At 57.3% G+C, this 18,222-nt stretch carries 14 protein-coding genes, 1 pseudogene and 1 riboswitch; of the genes and pseudogenes, 7 read left to right on the top strand and 8 right to left on the bottom strand.

What is annotated here, in order from left to right; translation table 11 throughout:
- Positions 1-58: 58 nt before the first annotated feature.
- Positions 59-952 (bottom strand): 4-hydroxybenzoate octaprenyltransferase, encoded by an 894-nt coding sequence (ubiA, locus tag SPL01S_RS19180; RefSeq protein WP_041416446.1) that lies wholly within the window; start codon positions 950-952, stop codon positions 59-61.
- Complete coding sequence (ubiC, locus tag SPL01S_RS19175; RefSeq protein ID WP_006328360.1) at positions 949-1,473, bottom strand: chorismate lyase; 525 nt, start codon at positions 1,471-1,473, stop codon at positions 949-951. Before ubiC ends, ubiA begins: the two co-directional genes overlap by 4 nt.
- Before the next feature lie 178 nt (positions 1,474-1,651).
- On the opposite strand from ubiC, the pseudogene SPL01S_RS24820 reads away from it, so the two are divergent.
- Positions 1,652-1,951, top strand: a pseudogene (locus SPL01S_RS24820) (nucleoside hydrolase); the annotation flags it as partial.
- Between the two features lie 55 nt (positions 1,952-2,006).
- Here the strand turns inward: SPL01S_RS24820 and malM are convergent.
- From malM to SPL01S_RS25795, 4 genes are all read right to left on the bottom strand, one after another.
- Positions 2,007-2,909 carry a maltose operon protein MalM gene (malM, locus tag SPL01S_RS19165; protein ID WP_062791587.1) on the bottom strand — a complete coding sequence of 301 codons (903 nt, stop codon included), beginning with the start codon at positions 2,907-2,909 and terminating at the stop codon, positions 2,007-2,009.
- A 97-nt stretch (positions 2,910-3,006) separates the two neighbouring features.
- Entirely contained in the window at positions 3,007-4,302 is a 1,296-nt protein-coding gene (locus SPL01S_RS19160) for a maltoporin (RefSeq protein WP_147424919.1), read from the bottom strand.
- Between the two features lie 29 nt (positions 4,303-4,331).
- Entirely contained in the window at positions 4,332-5,441 is a 1,110-nt protein-coding gene (gene malK / locus SPL01S_RS19155; RefSeq protein ID WP_063202280.1) for a maltose/maltodextrin ABC transporter ATP-binding protein MalK, read from the bottom strand.
- Entirely contained in the window at positions 5,434-6,405 is a 972-nt protein-coding gene (locus SPL01S_RS25795) for an alpha-amylase family glycosyl hydrolase (RefSeq protein WP_063202278.1), read from the bottom strand. Before SPL01S_RS25795 ends, malK begins: the two co-directional genes overlap by 8 nt.
- A gap of 360 nt (positions 6,406-6,765) precedes the next feature.
- On the opposite strand from SPL01S_RS25795, the gene malE reads away from it, so the two are divergent.
- The 3 genes from malE to malG all read left to right on the top strand — a co-directional run bounded on the left by malE (position 6,766) and on the right by malG (position 10,502).
- A complete protein-coding gene (malE, locus tag SPL01S_RS19145; protein ID WP_063202276.1) occupies positions 6,766-7,959 on the top strand; it encodes a maltose/maltodextrin ABC transporter substrate-binding protein MalE in 1,194 nt (397 codons plus the stop codon).
- Between the two features lie 63 nt (positions 7,960-8,022).
- Positions 8,023-9,600, top strand: a complete 1,578-nt coding sequence (gene malF, locus SPL01S_RS19140) for a maltose ABC transporter permease MalF (protein ID WP_063202274.1) — start codon at positions 8,023-8,025, stop codon at positions 9,598-9,600.
- 11 nt (positions 9,601-9,611) lie between these two features.
- Positions 9,612-10,502 (top strand): maltose ABC transporter permease MalG, encoded by an 891-nt coding sequence (gene malG, locus SPL01S_RS19135; protein WP_004948829.1) that lies wholly within the window; start codon positions 9,612-9,614, stop codon positions 10,500-10,502.
- A gap of 95 nt (positions 10,503-10,597) precedes the next feature.
- Here malG and psiE read toward each other — a convergent pair whose 3' ends face one another.
- Positions 10,598-11,005 (bottom strand): phosphate-starvation-inducible protein PsiE, encoded by a 408-nt coding sequence (gene psiE, locus SPL01S_RS19130; protein ID WP_062868883.1) that lies wholly within the window; start codon positions 11,003-11,005, stop codon positions 10,598-10,600.
- 224 nt (positions 11,006-11,229) lie between these two features.
- On the opposite strand from psiE, the gene SPL01S_RS19125 reads away from it, so the two are divergent.
- Complete coding sequence (locus SPL01S_RS19125; RefSeq protein ID WP_063202272.1) at positions 11,230-12,663, top strand: capsule assembly Wzi family protein; 1,434 nt, start codon at positions 11,230-11,232, stop codon at positions 12,661-12,663.
- Between the two features lie 63 nt (positions 12,664-12,726).
- Here SPL01S_RS19125 and pgi read toward each other — a convergent pair whose 3' ends face one another.
- Positions 12,727-14,373, bottom strand: a complete 1,647-nt coding sequence (pgi, locus tag SPL01S_RS19120) for a glucose-6-phosphate isomerase (RefSeq protein ID WP_037433725.1) — start codon at positions 14,371-14,373, stop codon at positions 12,727-12,729.
- A 228-nt stretch (positions 14,374-14,601) separates the two neighbouring features.
- On the opposite strand from pgi, the gene SPL01S_RS19115 reads away from it, so the two are divergent.
- Together SPL01S_RS19115 and lysC are read left to right on the top strand one after the other, a co-directional pair.
- Positions 14,602-16,410, top strand: coding sequence for a cation:proton antiporter (locus SPL01S_RS19115; protein ID WP_063202269.1), 1,809 nt, complete (start codon positions 14,602-14,604; stop codon positions 16,408-16,410).
- Between the two features lie 52 nt (positions 16,411-16,462).
- Positions 16,463-16,657, top strand: a riboswitch (Lysine riboswitch).
- A gap of 109 nt (positions 16,658-16,766) precedes the next feature.
- Complete coding sequence (gene lysC, locus SPL01S_RS19110; protein WP_062868886.1) at positions 16,767-18,134, top strand: lysine-sensitive aspartokinase 3; 1,368 nt, start codon at positions 16,767-16,769, stop codon at positions 18,132-18,134.
- The last annotated feature ends 88 nt before the right edge of the window (positions 18,135-18,222 follow it).

Here is an 18,222-nt window from a genome sequence, read left to right as displayed (position 1 = left end):
TTGATAAATCAAAAACGAAAAGGCACCGTCAGGTGCCTTTTTTATTGCCGAAATACCCTTAGCCCCGCCAATAACTCAATGCGATACCGATAAACAACACCAGCCCGACATAGTTATTATCCAGGAACGCCTTGAAGCAGGCGTCGCGATCGCGGGTAGCGATTTGCTTTTGCTGATGAATAAACAAGGCACCCGCCAATAGCAACGACCAATAAAACGCCCCGCTCAGTTGGGCCAGATAGCCCACCCACAGCAGCAGCAGCAGCGTCGCGAACTGCAGCAGACCGACGATCAGCTTGTCGTAACGGCCGAACAGAATAGCGGTGGATTTGACGCCAATCTTCAGGTCATCGTCACGGTCCACCATCGCATACAGCGTATCGTAAGCCACCGTCCAGCAGATATTGGCCAGCAGCAGCAACCAGCAGCTCAACGGCAGTGCCTCGCTGACGGCGGCGTAGCCCATGGGGATGCCCCAACCAAACGCCGCTCCCAGCACGAACTGCGGCAGATTGGTGACCCGCTTCATGAACGGATAGATCCACGCCAGCGCCAGCGCCGCCAGCGACAGCCAGATGGTCATGGCGTTCAGCGTCAACACCAGCCCAAACGAGACCAGCACCAACACCACGAACAGGATCTTGGCCTCTTTCTCGCTCACCCGGCCGCTCGGCATTGGACGCCCCGCTGTTCGCTTCACGTGGCCGTCAACGGCGCGATCGGCATAGTCATTCACCACACAGCCGGCAGCACGCATCAGGAACACCCCAATGACGAACACCAGCAGGATAGACAGTGGCGGCACACCCTGCCCCGCAATCCACAGCGCCCACAGCGTTGGCCACAGCAGCAGCAGGCTGCCGATCGGTTTATCGAGGCGCATCAGATGGCCGTAAGCCCGCCATTTGCTTTGAGTCACGCTTCCCTCCAAGGTATTTCCTCTCCTCATCATGCGATTTCCGCGCTGCCCGCAGCGTACAACGGCGAAGCCGGTAAAAACAGTTCTGTCAGCAATAAGGGCTTGCCCGCCAGCCGTAAACGGGAGCGGCGCGCCCATAACGCATCCTGCCGCCCCATATGAATGTAATCGCGAGTCAATTCACCGCTGCTGAATAGATAGCGCCCCAGCGGGAGCGTGCCCAAATCCACCAGCGCCTGATCCGGTCCGGTCAAGGTCTCTTGCGGGATCACCGTGCGCCCCAGCAGCCAAGGCTGGTTATCGCCCAACAATATTATCTCTCGCAGCCAGTAACGCGGGCTATCCGGCAGGTGTTCGGCCTCTTCCCCCAACTGGTCGCGGGTGACGAAACATTCGCGCTGCGGTTCAACGTGCACGCGCCCACAGTGGCGTTCAAAACGGCGGGTCATGGATCCTGGCTCCATCAGCCAGTCGCTGACGGCAGCGGGTACCGGGGGGTGTTGCGCAGATAACCACTCAAGCGGCGGCAGGATGGAATCCCTATTGCCAGACATTGTTCTACTCCAGGCCTGACGCCGCACCCTGCGGTCGCACCAGACCATACAAACTGTTAACAGGAATTCATTGTAACGCAGAAATCCAAAAGCGGCAGGCTGATTCGTGGCGCGGCGGGCAGCAAAATCGCCGCGGTAAAAACGCCGCAATGTCATCTTTCTGCCATCTGTTTTCTTTACCTTCACTCCCAGGATCGAATACTCGCGCCAGACCCGCCACCTGCCGGGTTGCTGGATCCACGATGCGTTGGTGATTGCCTGGCTGCTTGAGCCGCAGTTGGTGACCACCGAGGAGTATTATGTGGATGTGGCATTGGAAGGTGCCATGACGCGCGGCAGCTCTCGCCGCTGGCGACCGGACGGCCTGCGGTTGACGGTCGGCATGCCGGAACCGCAGGGCAAACCGATACGGGTGATGGAGCAGGTAGATAACGCCCGTCTGCTGGCGCTGATTGGCGAAACGCTGGCCCGCGCATGAAAAAAGGTGCGCCGAGGCGCACCAATCATCGAGCCAGCATCGGCAGCGTCGGGTACTACCCCTTGCCTTTCACGCTGCCAATAAACGTTTCACGCGCTGTGGTGGAACCCAGTCTTTCAGCCTCATTCATCAGTTTCAGCGCTTTATCGATATCGCCCGCCTTCACCGCCTGCCTGATGCTGTTATTGAAGTAGCTTTCGGTGTCGTTCAGCATCGGCTCCGAAGGCTTGGCCGGTACTGCGGCAGGTGCCACCGTGGCCGGCGCGGTTGACCCCACCACCACCGGCGCAGCGGCCGGTGCCGGTTGCAGCATACCGATCATCACGTTGCCGGAACCCTGTTCAGCGGTAACCTTCAGCTTGAGCGTCCCACTGGTGCTGTGGCTGGCGATCGGGTCCGGGATATCCGGCACCGCGTTACCCACGCCGGCGGCATAGGCCTTGGCCGGGTTGGTCAACTGGGTGGTTTTGGCCAGATCCTGGCGGGTGGTGTACACCAACATATAAATCTGTTTTTGACCGAGCGCCGGGGTCAGCTTCAGCGTGCCCTCGAGGCGATCGGAGGACATCGCCCCCGGCGGCTGATACGGGAAGTAGCTGCTCGGGTAATAAGCCGCCGGGCGCAGATGCTCATCCAGCACCAACACGCTTGGCGCGTAAATCGAATTATTCTTGCTGATGCTGCTTAGCGTGACTTCCAGCGAACCGCGATCGGCCGGCAGCGTATAGGCGGCAATGGCGCCCTGAATATCGCCCTGATTGATTTGCGGGCTGACGTTATCCAGTTTCACTTCCTGGCTGACCGGCGGCACCAGCGGTTGCCATGGCAGGCTTTGCAGCGTGGCGGCGCTGATGGCCGGGGCAACAGAAACATTGGCCGGCGTATCGGCATTGGCCGCCAATGGCGCACCAAGGCTCAGCGCCAGTGACAAGCAGAGTGACAGCAGATTCTTTTTCATTGTTATACCCTCTATCAGCGCCGATGCAGGTCAGGCAAGAGAGCCGGCGTCGGCGAATACATGTTGGGGAGAGCACAAGGCCCTCCCCGTCCTGTCATTACCACCAGATTTCCATCTGGGCGCCGAAGGTGACTTCATCGTCATTGCCGCGGCTGAAGGTGTGTACGCTGGTGTCGTTATAAGCGGTACCCGAGGTGTAAGCGGCGCCGGAATCGCTGTTGGCGTAGCCCCATTTCTCATCCCACTTGGCGTAGGTGGCGAATACGCGGATAGCCGGACGTGACCAAATGCTGTTGCCCGCCTGCCACTGCTGCGCCAGGGTGACTTTGTATTGGCCGTTGCGATCGCCGGTGCGCTGGGATTTCACGTTGTCGTAACCGGCTTCCAGCAAGGTGCTCATGATTGGCGTCCATTTGTACATCGGGCGTACGCCCACGGTGTACCAGGTCGTGCCGTTGTTGTTGTCGCGATCGATATCCTGGAACATACCGACGTACATCAGCGCCCATTGATCGTTGAAGTCGATAGCGCCGTGATCCAACACGCGGATCATCTTGCCGTCGTTATTAATGGTCGCGCCCTGGCTGCGGCCGTTGTTTTGCGAGGTCATAGAGTCGGTGGCGTACTGCAGCACGAACTTGTTGTAACCGCTCAGGATGCTCTGGGTATGCTCAGCAGTTAACAGCCAGCCGTCTTTGCTGGCACCGTCGGCCAGGCGGAAATTATCCTGCGCGTTGGCGCGACCGTAGTCCACGCCGAGCTCCAGCGTACCGCCCGGGTTCAGTTCCAGACCGGCCAGGCGCACGTCGAAGGTGTCGTTGACGGTTGGGCGTTCTTTCCACTCATTGTCCAGGTAGCCGTAGGAGCCGCCGGATTCGGAGTTACGGGTCACGGCGGCAGACAACTTGCCGAAGCCCAGATCGATGTTTTCCAGACCCGCGCCCGGGCCGGAGATATCCCAGTAGTAGAAGTCGATCATATGGACGTCATGACGCTGATAGAAGCGCTTACCTGCCCACATGTTGGCGCCCGGCAGCCAATCGATCAGGTTCTTACCCTGCACGTTTACTTCACGGAAGCCTGGCGTCACGTCTTCCCAGTCGGAACGTTGTGAAACGGAATACGCCAGATTGGTATCGAAGTAGAAGCTTTTATCGCCTTCTTTCCACACTTCCTGACCCAGCTTTAATTCAGCGTAGGTTTCACATTCGTTACCGAGACGGTATTTGCTGTCGGCGCCGGTGGCCTTGAAACATTGTTGTTCACCGCCGCTGCCGGTCCAGCCGATGCCGGAACGTGCATAGCCTTTAAAATCAACGGCCATTGCCTGGGTGGTCAGCACACCTGCGGCGATTGCCAGTGCCAGAGGAAGTTTGCGCAGAGTAGTCATCATTATTCTCCTGTTATACAGACTGTGATGCTTTAAACGCCCGGCTCCTGGTGCAGCCGTTTACATGCCGTACCGTCTTCACGGAACAGATGGCAGCGGTGAGGCGGCAGGCCTATAGCGAATGTTGCACCTTCTTCTACCAGCACCACGTCGTTCTGGCGGTAAACCAGGTTCTGACGAATTGCCGGGATTTGGATGTGGATTTGCGTCTCGTTACCGAGTTGCTCCACCACCTGTACGTCCCCTGAAAGCTGAACTTCAGAGGCATTGCTGGGCAGCAGATGTTCCGGGCGAATGCCCAGAGACATGTTCGCGCCGGCCTGAACCTGCGCACCTTCCACCGGCAGCCATACCAGCTGGCGGTTAGGCAGTTCGACCTGCACCTGTTGCGGCTCTGCGGCGGTCACTTTGACCGGCAGGAAATTCATTTTTGGCGAGCCGATAAAACCGGCGACAAAGCGGTTGGCCGGATAGTGATACAGCTCCAGCGGCTTGCCGACCTGGGCAACTCGCCCGGCGTCCAGCACCACGATCTTGTCGGCCAGCGTCATCGCTTCCACCTGATCGTGAGTGACGTAAATCATGGTGCGCTGCAGGCGTTTGTGCAGACGGGAAATCTCGATGCGCATCTGCACCCGCAGCGCGGCGTCGAGGTTCGACAGCGGCTCGTCGAGCAGGAACACGTCGGGTTCCGCCACCAGCGTACGGCCGATCGCTACCCGCTGACGCTGCCCGCCGGACAGCGCTTTGGGGCGCCTGTCGAGCAAGTGAGCCAGTTGCAACACTTCCGACACCTGATTCACCCGCTGGCTGATCTCCGCTTTCTTGGCGCCCGCCAGCTTCAGACCGAACGACATGTTGTCGGCGACGGACAGATGCGGGTAAAGGGCATAAGACTGGAACACCATGCCGATGCCGCGCTCAGACGGCGGCACTTCATTCATGCGTTTATCGCCGATCAGCAGGTCACCGGAGGTAATGTCCTCCAGCCCGGCGATCATGCGCAGCAGCGTCGATTTGCCGCAGCCCGATGGCCCGACAAACACCACAAACTCACCGTCATCGATGGTCAGATTGACGTCTTTGGAAATCACAGCTTCGCCGAAGGCCTTATAAACGCTGCGCAGTGTGACGCTAGCCATGCGTTACTCCCCTGCTTTCGCAGTTAATATTTCGTGTAAAAATGGCGGACGCAAAACCCGCCAAAACCCATTGATGACCCTCTTGCTGCGCGCCGTGCTGCCATGCCAGTGGCAAGGTCGCCTCAGACGGCGCGGCCGCCTGAGTATAAGGCTGCAGATTAATCAGCGCTTCAAGGCATTGATCCTGATGGGTAATAAGTAAACGAACCACACCGTTCTTTTGGCTGACTGCGCTCAGCTCACCGCGCTGGATCACCGGCAAGCGACGCAGCGCCAAAAGCGACTGGCAGTAACGTAAAGTGGATTGGCTGTCATGCTGTTGACGACTAATCGCCAGTGCGCGGTGCTCTATCGCCACCTGCTGATACCAATGGATCTCACCGGCAGTCACCTGTTCCGGCGCCTCGTGCCACGGCATCGGCGTTTGCGCGCCAAGCGGATCCTGCAAGCCGGCGGCGTGCGGCAGGCCAAGTTCCTCGCCCTGATACAAGCAGACAGGCGCAGGCAACATTGCCAGCAGCGTCAAAAACGCATCGGCGGAGCGTAAATTCCCCTGCCCCCAATGGCTGACCACCCGTGGCTGGTCGGCATCGCCGGTGCTCCACAGGCTGTCCGCCAGCGTGGCGCGGCGAGCATGCAATACCTCAACCAACCGCTCGATGCTGAAGGGCATGACCTCCAGCGCCAACGGGCTGCGGACGTACTGCTGCCGGGCGACAGAGTGCCGGACAGGGCTTTGCCCGTCGCAGTACCACAACCCCAGCCCCTGAGCGGCGACCGCAGCCGCGGCTTGCGCCGACAGCTCATACGGCAATACCAGCCCATCGATCGACAGCGTATTCAGATAAGGCAGCGCCGAAACCATGCCGTGTACGTCACCCACACCGTCCCCGTTTCCATCACGGAAACTGACCGGATGGATCCGGTACAAGGTGGGTTGAGTGACGGTAGGCATTAGCGACATAAATCCGGTTCCCTGCTGTACATGACGACGAAAAATCAATGTGGCCGATAGTGCGGGAATCCCCACAAGGGGTAATCATCCGTAACAAGATTTTTCATGGGGGAGGAGATGGGAGGATGAGAGAACGACCGTCGCGGTGAGAAGTTCAACGCTAAAAGCAAATCTGTGATCCGTATGGCAAAAATCGTCACCCTATTTTGTGTCTTCCCCCACAGAATAGGGCGCAACGTTAACTGGATCACACTCCGCAGGCGTGGGGCGTAGAGGGGGGGAGGATGAGAATATGTCGCTTTGTGACCCACTATTACTGCGAAACCTCTCTCCTTGATTTACGTGCCCACAAAAAAGAAGGATTGGATTATGACTCGCAGCTTTACCACCGCCCGTACGCTGGTGCTTTCCGCTCTGACCACCTTGGTGCTTTCCTCTTCCGCCTTCGCCAAGATCGAGGAAGGGAAATTGGTTATCTGGATCAACGGCGATAAAGGCTATAACGGCCTGGCCGAAGTCGGCAAAAAGTTTGAGAAAGACACCGGCATCAAAGTCACCATTGAGCACCCGGACAAGCTGGAAGAAAAATATCCGCAGGTAGCCGCCACCGGCGACGGCCCGGATATCATCTTCTGGGCTCATGACCGCTTTGGCGGCTACGCGCAGTCCGGCCTGTTGGCCGAGATCCACCCTTCCAAGGCCTTCCAGGACAAGCTGTTCCCATTCACCTGGGACGCGGTGCGTTATGACGGCAAGCTGATTGGCTACCCGATCGCGGTAGAAGCGCTGTCGCTGATTTATAACAAAGACCTGATCAAAGCCGCGCCCAAAACCTGGGAAGAGATCCCGGCGCTGGACAAAGAGCTGCGCGCCAAAGGCAAGAGCGCCATCATGTGGAACCTGCAAGAACCCTACTTCACCTGGCCGATTATTGCCGCCGACGGCGGTTATGCCTTCAAGTATGAGAACGGCAAGTACAACATCAAGGACGTCGGCGTCGCCAACGCCGGTTCGCAGGCCGGCCTGCAGTTCATCGTCGATCTGGTGAAAAACAAACACATCAATGCCGATACCGATTACTCGATTGCCGAAGCGGCGTTCAACAAAGGCCAGACCGCGATGACCATTAACGGTCCTTGGGCGTGGGCAAACATCGAGCAAAGCAAAATCAATTACGGCGTGACCCTGCTGCCGACCTTCAAAGGCAAGGCGTCCAAACCCTTCGTCGGCGTGCTGACCGCCGGGATCAACGCCGCCAGCCCGAACAAAGAGCTGGCGACCGAATTCCTGGAAAACTACCTGCTGACCAACGAAGGCTTGGCGGACGTCAACAAGGACAAACCGCTGGGCGCCGTGGCGCTGAAGTCATATCAGGAACAACTGGCGAAAGATCCGAAGATTGCCGCCACCATGGCAAACTCGCAGACCGGCGAAATCATGCCGAATATCCCGCAGATGAGCGCCTTCTGGTACGCCGAACGCAGTGCGGTGATCAACGCCGTCAGCGGCCGCCAGACGGTGAAAGCCGCGCTGGACGACGTGCAAACCCGTATTACCAAGTAACAAACGACGCTGTGCGGGGCGCGGTAAAGCGCCTCGCTGTTGCTCCACAGAAAGGAACGCCCTATGCAATTAGCTCACGCCGGGTCGCCTGCGCGCAAGAAGTCGAAGTGGTGGCAGAGTGACGTACTGAAATGGCTGGTGATCGGCCTGTTCAGTCTGGTTACCTGCTACCTGATTGTGTTGATGTATGCACAGGGTGAATACCTGTTTGCCATTCTGACGCTGATTCTGGTCAGCGCCGGGCTTTACGTCTTCGCCAACCGCCGCGCTTACGCCTGGCGTTACGTCTATCCGGGCATCGCCGGCATGGGGCTGTTTGTCCTGTTTCCGCTGATTTGCACCATCGCCATCGCTTTTACCAACTACAGCAGCACCAACCAGCTCACCTTTGAGCGCGCCCAGTCGGTGCTGATGCAACGTCAGTTCCAGACCGGCAAGACCTTTACCTTCGGCCTGTACCCGGTGGAAAACCAACAATGGCGCCTGCAGTTAACCCACCCTGACAGCGGCCAACAGCTGATCTCCGGGCCGTTCAGCTTTGACGCCAACGCGCCGCAAACGCTGAAACTGACGGCGGAAAACGCCGAACCGGCAGGTGAACGCGCCACGTTGCGGGTGATTACTCAAAACCGCCAGGCACTGAGCCAACTGGTAGCGCAGTTACCGGAAGGCGGCGAGCTGCGCATGAGTTCACTGCGCCAATTTTCCGGCACCTCTCCGCTGTACCTGCTGGATAAAGACAGCAAGGTGCTGACCGACCAACAGACCCATATTCAATACCGGCCGAACCCGGACATTGGTTTCTATCAGGCACTGACTGCCGACGGCAACTGGGCCAAAGAAACCCTTAGCCCGGGATATACCGTCACCATCGGCTGGAAAAACTTCCTGCGCGTTTTGCAGGATGAAGGCATCAAAAAACCCTTTGTGTCGATCTTTATCTGGACCATCGTGTTCTCGGTGATGACCGTGATCCTCACCGTGGCCGTGGGCATGGTGCTGGCCTGCGTGGTGCAGTGGGAAGCGCTGAAAGGCAAAGCGGTGTACCGCGTCATGCTGATACTGCCCTACGCGGTGCCGTCGTTTATTTCGATTCTGATTTTCAAGGGGTTGTTTAACCAAAGCTTCGGTGAAATCAACATGATGCTCAGCCACCTGTTCGGCATCAAGCCGGCCTGGTTCAGCGATCCTATTACCGCCAAAAGCATGATTCTGATCGTCAACACCTGGCTGGGTTATCCGTACATGATGATTCTGTGCATGGGGCTGTTGAAAGCGATCCCCGACGATCTGTACGAAGCCTCGGCAATGGACGGCGCCACCCCGATGCAGAACTTTTTCCGCATCACTCTCCCGCTGTTGATCAAGCCGCTGACGCCGCTGATGATTGCCAGTTTCGCCTTTAACTTTAACAACTTCGTCTTGATTCAGCTGTTGACCAACGGCGGGCCGGACATGATCGGCACCACCACGCCGGCCGGTTATACCGACCTGCTGGTCAGCTACACCTACCGCATCGCCTTTGAAGGCGGCGGTGGGCAGGACTTTGGTCTGGCGGCCGCGATTGCCACGCTGATCTTCCTGCTGGTAGGCGCCCTGGCGATCCTGAACCTTAAAGCCAGCAAGATGAACTTCGACTAGGGAGAAAAATAATGGCTATGGTCCAACCCAAATCCCAGCGCCTGCGCCTGTGGATGACTCACACCCTGATGCTGTGCTTTATTGCCCTGATCATGTTCCCGCTGCTGATGGTGGTGACGATTTCACTGCGCTCCGGCAACTTTGCTACCGGCAGCCTGATACCGGAGCAGATTTCGTGGGATCACTGGCGTTTGGCGCTCGGCATGAGCGTGACGCACGCCGATGGCAGCGTCACCCCGCCACCGTTCCCGGTGCTGCTGTGGTTGTGGAACTCGATTAAGATCGCGGTGATCACCGCTATCGGCATCGTCACGCTGTCCACCACCTGCGCCTATGCCTTTGCCCGCATGCGCTTTCGCGGTAAAAGTACATTATTGAAAAGCATGCTGATTTTCCAGATGTTCCCGGCGGTACTGTCGCTGGTGGCGCTGTATGCGTTGTTCGATCGCCTGGGCCAGTACATTCCGTTTATCGGCCTGAACACCCACGGCGGGGTGATCTTCGCCTATATGGGCGGCATTGCGCTGCACGTCTGGACCATCAAGGGCTACTTCGAGACCATCGACAACTCGCTGGAGGAAGCGGCGGCGCTGGATGGCGCCAGCCCGTGGCAGGCCTTCCGCCTGGTGCTGCTGCCGCTGTCGGTGCCGATTTTGGCGGTGGTGTTTATTCTGTCGTTTATCGCCGCGATTACCGAGGTGCCGGTAGCGTCTTTGCTGCTGCGCGACGTCAACAGCTACACGCTGGCGGTAGGGATGCAGCAATATCTGAACCCGCAAAACTATTTATGGGGTGACTTTGCCGCTGCGGCGGTGTTGTCGGCCATTCCAATTACCGCCGTATTCCTGCTGGCTCAGCGCTGGTTGGTGGGTGGCCTGACGGCCGGCGGGGTGAAAGGTTAAGGTTTTTGCCACTGCAATGCGCTTGATGTACTTCAGTTCTTTCCGATCAATACCTGTGTCTTCGGCGGCCCTGTGGGCCGCCATTTTTATGTCGGTTATTCGCGTTTCAAGCGGTCGGTATTGGCCAAATAGAGAGTCACTACCAGCAGCAATATCGCTCCGGCATAAATCAAGGTATCAAATGGATTTTTATGATCCACTATGATCAAACGAATAATCGCGGTAATGCCGATATAGATGAAATAACGCAGCGGAAAATGATATCCCGATTCAAAATACTTGACGATCAAGGCGATAAACTCAAAATACAGGAAGTAAATCACGATGCCTTCGATCAACAAGTAGGACGATGATTCCTCACTGTTTACAAACAATACTTTCGCCAAGTGAATAGTTTCTTTCACCAAAAAAACGATCAGGATCGCCGCCAGCAGCAGCAGCCCGACGTTCAGTACCCGCTGCAACCCCTTCGCAACCATTATCGAACGCGATGTTTTCGCCATAAGAACCCCCCTTAAATACCGCTAAAATTATCCGCGCATCCTAACATAGGCATTATCTTAAAATTTATTGCTCCTGATGAAATCACTTTAAACCCAATTTAATTCAATTAGTTACATTAGGATATTTCTGGTTGATATATTTGTAGCAAATTGAAATGTCAACTATGATGGGACATAGATCTTTACATAAAACTAATAACCTCGAATTAACAAGGGAATTCTTTATGCGCGCTAAACTTAACGGACTGGTCGCGGCGGGCCTGTTTACCTGTGCATTAACCGGCCACGCCGCCGGCCTGGTCACTCCTGATAACGATCTGCGTAACGATCTTGCCTGGTTGTCCGATCGCGGCGTGATTAACGTCAGCTTGTCCACCTGGCCGCTGAGCCAGGAAGAAATCAGCTCGGTTATTTCACAAGCCAAGCCGGTAACCAGCACCGAGAAAAGCGTCATTGACCGTGTTCAGCGCCGTGTCGATTCCCTGAAAGCCAATATTCGCGTCAGCGGCTACGCCTCTACCGACAAACCCGGCACCCCACAGGGCTTCGGCCAGAATGAATATGCTGATGACCGCCTGACTATCGGCGCAGGTGCCAACGGCGAGTTCTGGGACGTGCGCGTCCAGGGTTCTGTCGAGGGCGATCAACGCGTCAGCGACGGTTCAAAATTCAACCTGAATGGCTCCTACGGTGCAGTAAAAATCTGGAACCAATGGCTGTCCTTCGGTGAAGTCTCCCAATGGTGGGGCCCGGGTTACGACGGCAGCCTGATTCGTTCCGACGCCGCTCGCCCGGTGGCCGGCTTTATGCTGCAACGCGCCGACCAGTCTCCGTTTGAAACGCCTTGGCTGTCGTGGATTGGCCGCTGGCAGTACCAGCTGACCGCAGGCCAGCTGTCGCAATACTCTTCCGTACCCGATACCAAGCTGATTGGCGGTCGTTTTACCATGATGCCAACCGACTTCCTGGAGTTGGGCGCCTCACGCATCATGATGTGGGGTGGCGATGGCCGTCCGCATTCCTGGAGCTCATTCTGGGATGGTGTAACCGGTAACGACAACACCGGCGATGCTAAAAACGATCCGGGTAACCAGTTGGGCGGGTTCGACTTCAAGCTGAAACTGCAGCCGCTGATCGGTATTCCAGCCAGTTTCTACGGCCAAATCACCGGTGAAGATGAAGCAGGCATGTTGCCATCCCACAATGCTTACTTGTTAGGGTTGGAAGGCCATCCAGAGTGGGGCCCAACCACCATCAACTGGCATATTGAAGGGACAGACACTCGCTCTAATGGCAACGCAGACAACGTAATGTACCGCCACTATATTTACAAAGGCGGCTACTACCAGCAGGGTTACCCGCTGGGCCATGCGATGGGCGGCGATGGCCAAATGCTGTCCGGCCGTGTAGAGCTGGTGCTGGATGACAGCCAACGCTGGAGCACCCGTTTGGTGTATGCCAAAGTGAATCCGAACAACCAGACCGTAAACCAGGCGTTCCCGAAATCCGACACGCTGAAAGGCATTCAGCTCGGCTGGGGTTACACCCTGGATTCCCAGGTCAAGTTTGATACCAGCCTGTGGTATACCGATAACAATGCCAGCACCGCCGATGACGTGGGCGCAGGCATCAGTTTCGAAGTGCCTATCAATCTGTAATCATCCAGATGTAAAAAAACCCGCCGTGGCGGGTTTTTTATTGGCATCAATCGGATACAGCTATTAACGCCATTCTTTAAAGCGGTTGATCAGCGCGTTGGTTGAGCTGTCGTGGCTGCTGACTTTCTCGTTACCCGCCAGCTCCGGCAGGATACGGTTAGCCAGCTGTTTGCCCAGCTCCACGCCCCACTGGTCGAAAGTGAAGATGTTCAGGATCGCGCCCTGGGTGAAAATTTTGTGTTCATACAGCGCAATCAGGCTACCCAGGCTGAACGGCGTGATCTCACGCAGCAGGATGGAGTTGGTCGGACGGTTGCCTTCAAACACCTTGAACGGCGCCACGTGTTTGACTTCTTCCGCAGTCTTGCCCTGAGCGGCGAACTCTTCTTCCACCACTTCCAACGACTTGCCGAACGCCAGCGCCTCAGTCTGCGCGAAGAAGTTCGACAGCAATTTAGCGTGGTGGTCGCTCAGCGGGTTGTGGCTGATGGCCGGCGCGATAAAGTCGCAAGGAATCAGCTTGGTGCCCTGGTGAATCAGCTGGTAGAACGCGTGCTGGCCATTGGTGCCTGGCTCGCCCCAGATGATTGGGCCCGTCTGGTAATCCACCGGATTGCCGTTACGGTCTACGTATTTACCGTTCGATTCCATATTGCCTTGCTGGAAGTAAGCGGCAAAACGGTGCATGTACTGGTCGTACGGCAAAATCGCTTCAGTCTCTGCGCCGAAGAAATTGTTGTACCAGATGCCGATCAGCGCCAGCAGTACCGGCAGATTTTGCTCCGCCGGCGTTTGCGCGAAGTGTTTGTCCATCTCGTGCGCGCCGCTCAGCAGCTGTTCGAAATTCTCATAGCCCAGCGACAGCGCGATAGACAGACCAATCGCCGACCACAGCGAGTAACGACCGCCGACCCAGTCCCAGAACTCGAACATATTGGCTGTATCAATACCAAACTCACCTACCGCCTTGCCGTTGGTGGACAGCGCCGCAAAGTGTTTCGCCACGTGCTTTTGATCGCCGGCGGTGTTCAGGAACCAGTCGCGCGCGCTGTGGGCGTTGGTCATGGTTTCCTGAGTGGTGAAGGTTTTGGACGCCACCAGGAACAGTGTGGTTTCCGGGTTCAGCGGTTTGAGCGTTTCGGCGATATGGGTGCCGTCAACGTTGGAGACAAAATGCATATTCAGGTGATTTTTGTAAGGACGCAGCGCTTCGGTCGCCATATAAGGGCCGAGATCCGAACCGCCGATACCGATATTCACCACGTCGGTAATCGCTTTGCCGGTGTAGCCTTTCCAGTCGCCGCCAATCACGCGGTCGCAGAACTGTTTCATCTTGGCCAGCACCGCGTTCACTTCCGGCATCACGTCTTTGCCGTCAACGATAATCGGGCTGTTGCTGCGGTTGCGCAGGGCAACATGCAACACCGCACGGTCTTCGGTACGGTTGATTTTCTCGCCGGCAAACATCGATTTGATCGCGCTTTGCAGATCGGTCTCTTTCGCCAGTGCCTGCAGCTTCTCCAGCGTTTCTGCGGTAATGCGGTTTTTAGAGTAGTCCACCAGCATCTGATCGTTGAAGGTGGCCGAGAAGCGGGAGAAACGCTCTTTGTCCTGAGCGAACAGATCGCTGATCCGGACGTCTTTCATCTGTTCAAAATGTTGCTGCAGGGCTTGCCAAGCAGCGGTTTGACTAGGATTGATATTTTTCATAGCAACACTCTTAGGCTTGAGAATAAATGTGACGTGATTGTCCGATTGTAGCCTGTTCGCCTGTGATTATGATCTCTTTTCTTGCGATAGGCGCTAACTGTCAAACGTCTCCTGCATCGTTTCAGCCATTCCCCTATACTTTTGGATAACAGCCTGTTATCGGGGTTGCCGAACTGTCACTGAAATGTGCCATTGTTGCTGATAGCCAATTAGAGAAGGACCTCCGCCATGGAATTATCTGCCCCACTGATGTTGGTGATCATCGGGTTAAGTTCACTGCTGGCGCAATGGCTGGCCTGGCTGCTGCGCTTACCTGCCATTCTGCCGCTGCTGCTGTTTGGCATCGTGCTGGGGCCGGCGGTGCATCTGGTCCAGCCGGACGCGCTGTTCGGCGATCTGCTGTTCCCGCTGGTGTCGCTGTCGGTGGCGATCATTTTATTTGAAGGTGCGCTGACGCTGCGGATAGAGGAGATACGCGGCCTCGGCGGCGTGGTGCGTAACCTGGTGACCATCGGCATGCTGATGACCTTCCTGGTGATCGGCGTCGCCTGCTGGTGGCTACTGGACTTTCCGCCCGAGCTGGCAGCTCTGATCGGCGCGGTGACGGTGGTGACCGGGCCTACGGTGATAGCCCCGCTGATGCGCGTGGTGCGGCCCAATGCCAATATCAACCAGGTGCTGCGCTGGGAAGGGATAGTGATCGACCCGGTTGGCGCTATCTTCACCCTGTTGGTATTTGAATTTATCGTGCTGAAGCAGCATTCGGAGTCCTATACCCACCTGTTCTGGACGCTGGGCATCACCGTCGCCGTCGGCCTGGCGATCGGCGCGCTGTTCGGTTATCTGCTGGGGCTGGCGCTGCGCCGCGTCTGGCTGCCGCGCTACCTGCAAAACCTGGCGGTACTGGCGATCATGTTGACCGCCTTTGGCGTGTCCAACGCCATTGCCGACGAATCAGGCCTGTTGACCGTGACGGTGATGGGCATTTGGCTGGCCAATATGCGCGATGTGGATACCAGCGACATTCTGGCATTCAAGGAAGAGCTGTCGGCTATCCTGATTTCTGCGCTGTTTATCATTCTGGCGGCGCGGCTGGATATTCATGCGTTGTGGAATATGGGCTGGCCGCTGTTGGGCCTGCTGCTGGCGGTACAGTTTATCGCCCGGCCGCTGTGCATTGCGGTGTCGACCTGGCGTTCTTCCCTGCATTGGCGCGATCGCCTGCTGCTGTGCTGGATCGCCCCACGCGGCATCGTCGCCGCAGCGGTCAGCTCGTTGTTCGCTCTGACATTGCAACGCAGCGGTTATCAGGGCGCCGATCGGTTGGTGACCGTGGTGTTCGCCGTCATCATCGGCACCGTGGTGTTGCAAAGCCTGACCAGCGGCATGATGGCCCGCTGGCTGCGAGTACAGCAGCAAAAACCGCGTGGCGTGCTGATCGTCGGTGCCAACAGCGTGGCGCGTATGCTGGCGCAGGCGTTGATCAAAATGAATATCCCGGTGCTCGTCACCGACAGCAGCTGGGAATATTACCGCCAGGCGCGTATGGAGGGTATTCCCGCCTATTATGGGCATGCTTACTCCGAACATGCCGAGAACTATCTCGATCTGAGCGATACCGCGCAAGTGTTGGCGCTCTCGCCCAACCGCCATCAGAATGCGTTGGCGGTGTACCACTTCGGCCATCTCTTTGGTGACGAACAGGTCTTCGCCATCCGCTCCGGCGCACCGCTGAAAGGGCGCGGCAACAGCGCGGAAAGCTCGCGCTTCCGCCGGCACGAAATCCTGTTCAATCAAGAGGCTACCTACGGCCGGTTAAGCAGCCTGATCGCCAAAGGCGCCACCATCAAAGCCACCAAGCTGAACGAAAACTTTGGCTGGCTGGAGTATCTGGAAAAACATCAGGGCGTTATTCCGCTGTTGTGCCAACGCGAGGACGGCAAGCTGCAACCGATAGGCACCGGTTTCGTTCCCGCCATGCCCTGCACGCTGATAGCGTTAGTGCAAATTGAAAATACCTCAACGTCTGACCGTTGACACAAGCGCAATAACCGGCTATTCCTATCAGCCTACTTGCGCACCCGGTGCGCAAGCCAGAAGAGGCGCGTCGCCCAGGTAGAGTGTCAGAGGAGCCGTTTTCCCATGACGGCACTTGAGGGGGAGCGACGCCGAGGTAGGGTGATGTACGGCATTCATCGTATCGGCTACAGGGGCTGAATCCCCTGGGTTGTCACCAAAGTTTGCCCCGCGGGGGCAATCAGCAAGGTGGGGCGCTTCTGGGTGTATCGTAGTTTCAACCTCTACGTCTGCCCCCTGTTTATCGCTCTCCCCTTGTGCCAAGGCTATGGAAAAAAGTGCTCTCAAAATAGGGCAACCCTGACACGAGGTTTTACATGAACCAAGCAGCACCCCAAAATTCTACCGTTGTGGCTAAATTCGGTGGCACCAGCGTTGCCGACTATGAAGCCATGAACCGCAGCGCCGACGTCGTGCTCGCCAATCCGCAAGTACGCCTGGTGGTCTTGTCCGCTTCGGCGGGCGTCACCAATCTGCTGGTCGCGCTGGCTGAAGGCTGCGATGGCGACAAACGCAGCGCCCGGCTCGATGAAATCCGCCGCATCCAGTACGCCATTCTCGACAGCCTCGACAAGCCGGCGGTGATCCGCGACGAAATCGACCGCATGCTGGAAAACATCGCCATGCTGTCCGAAGCGGCAGCGCTGGCGACCTCTACGGCGCTGACCGACGAGCTGGTCAGCCACGGCGAACTGATGTCCACCCTGCTTTTCGTTGAGATCCTGCGGAGCCGCAACGTGCAGGCTGAGTGGTTTGACGTGCGCAAAGTGATGCACACCGACGATCATTTCGGCCGCGCCACGCCAGACAGCGCCGCATTGCACGAACTCACCCAAACCCTGCTCAAGCCGCGCCTGCAAGAAGCGCTGGTGGTCACTCAAGGCTTTATCGGCAGTGAGCCGAAGGGCCGCACCACCACGCTGGGCCGCGGCGGCAGCGATTACACGGCCGCCCTGTTGGGCGAAGCGCTGAACGTCAGCCGGGTAGATATCTGGACCGACGTGCCGGGCATCTACACCACCGACCCGCGCGTTGTCCCTACGGCGAAGCGCATCGACAGAATCACCTTTGAAGAAGCGGCTGAAATGGCCACCTTCGGCGCGAAAGTGCTGCACCCGGCGACCCTGCTGCCGGCAGTACGCAGCGATATTCCGGTGTTTGTCGGTTCCAGCAAAGATCCGTCCGCCGGCGGCACCCTGGTGTGCAATACCACCAAAAACCCGCCGCTGTTCCGTGCATTGGCGTTGCGCCGCAAACAAACCCTGCTAACGCTGCACAGCCTCAATATGCTGCACGCACGCGGTTTTCTGGCCGAAGTGTTCAGCATTCTGGCGCGCCACAATATTTCGGTGGATTTGATCACCACCTCCGAAGTCAGCGTGGCACTGACCATGGACACCACCGGCTCCACCTCCACCGGCGGCAGCCTGCTGACCACCTCGCTACTGACCGAGTTGTCGTCGCTGTGTCGGGTAGAAGTGGAGGAGAACCTGGCGCTGGTGGCGATAATCGGCAACAAGCTTTCCCAGGCCTGCGGCGTGGGCAAAGAGGTGTTCGGCGTGCTTGACCCGTTCAATATCCGCATGATCTGCTACGGTGCCAGCAGCTACAACCTGTGCTTCCTGGTACCGGGCGATGACGCCGAACAGGTAGTACGTACTCTGCACCACAATCTGTTCGAATAACCGGATCTCATCCCATTGCGGGCGCAGCAGGCTGCGCCCCTACTTCTAAAAAAGGCCGTTAATCATTCGTAGGGGTCCTGCACGCTGA

Source organism: Serratia plymuthica NBRC 102599, assembly GCF_001590925.1.
Taxonomy (GTDB): Bacteria; Pseudomonadota; Gammaproteobacteria; order Enterobacterales; family Enterobacteriaceae; genus Serratia; species Serratia plymuthica.
The sequence above is the reverse complement of the archived record's forward strand: the minus strand, read 5'-3'. Positions and strand labels throughout refer to the sequence as shown.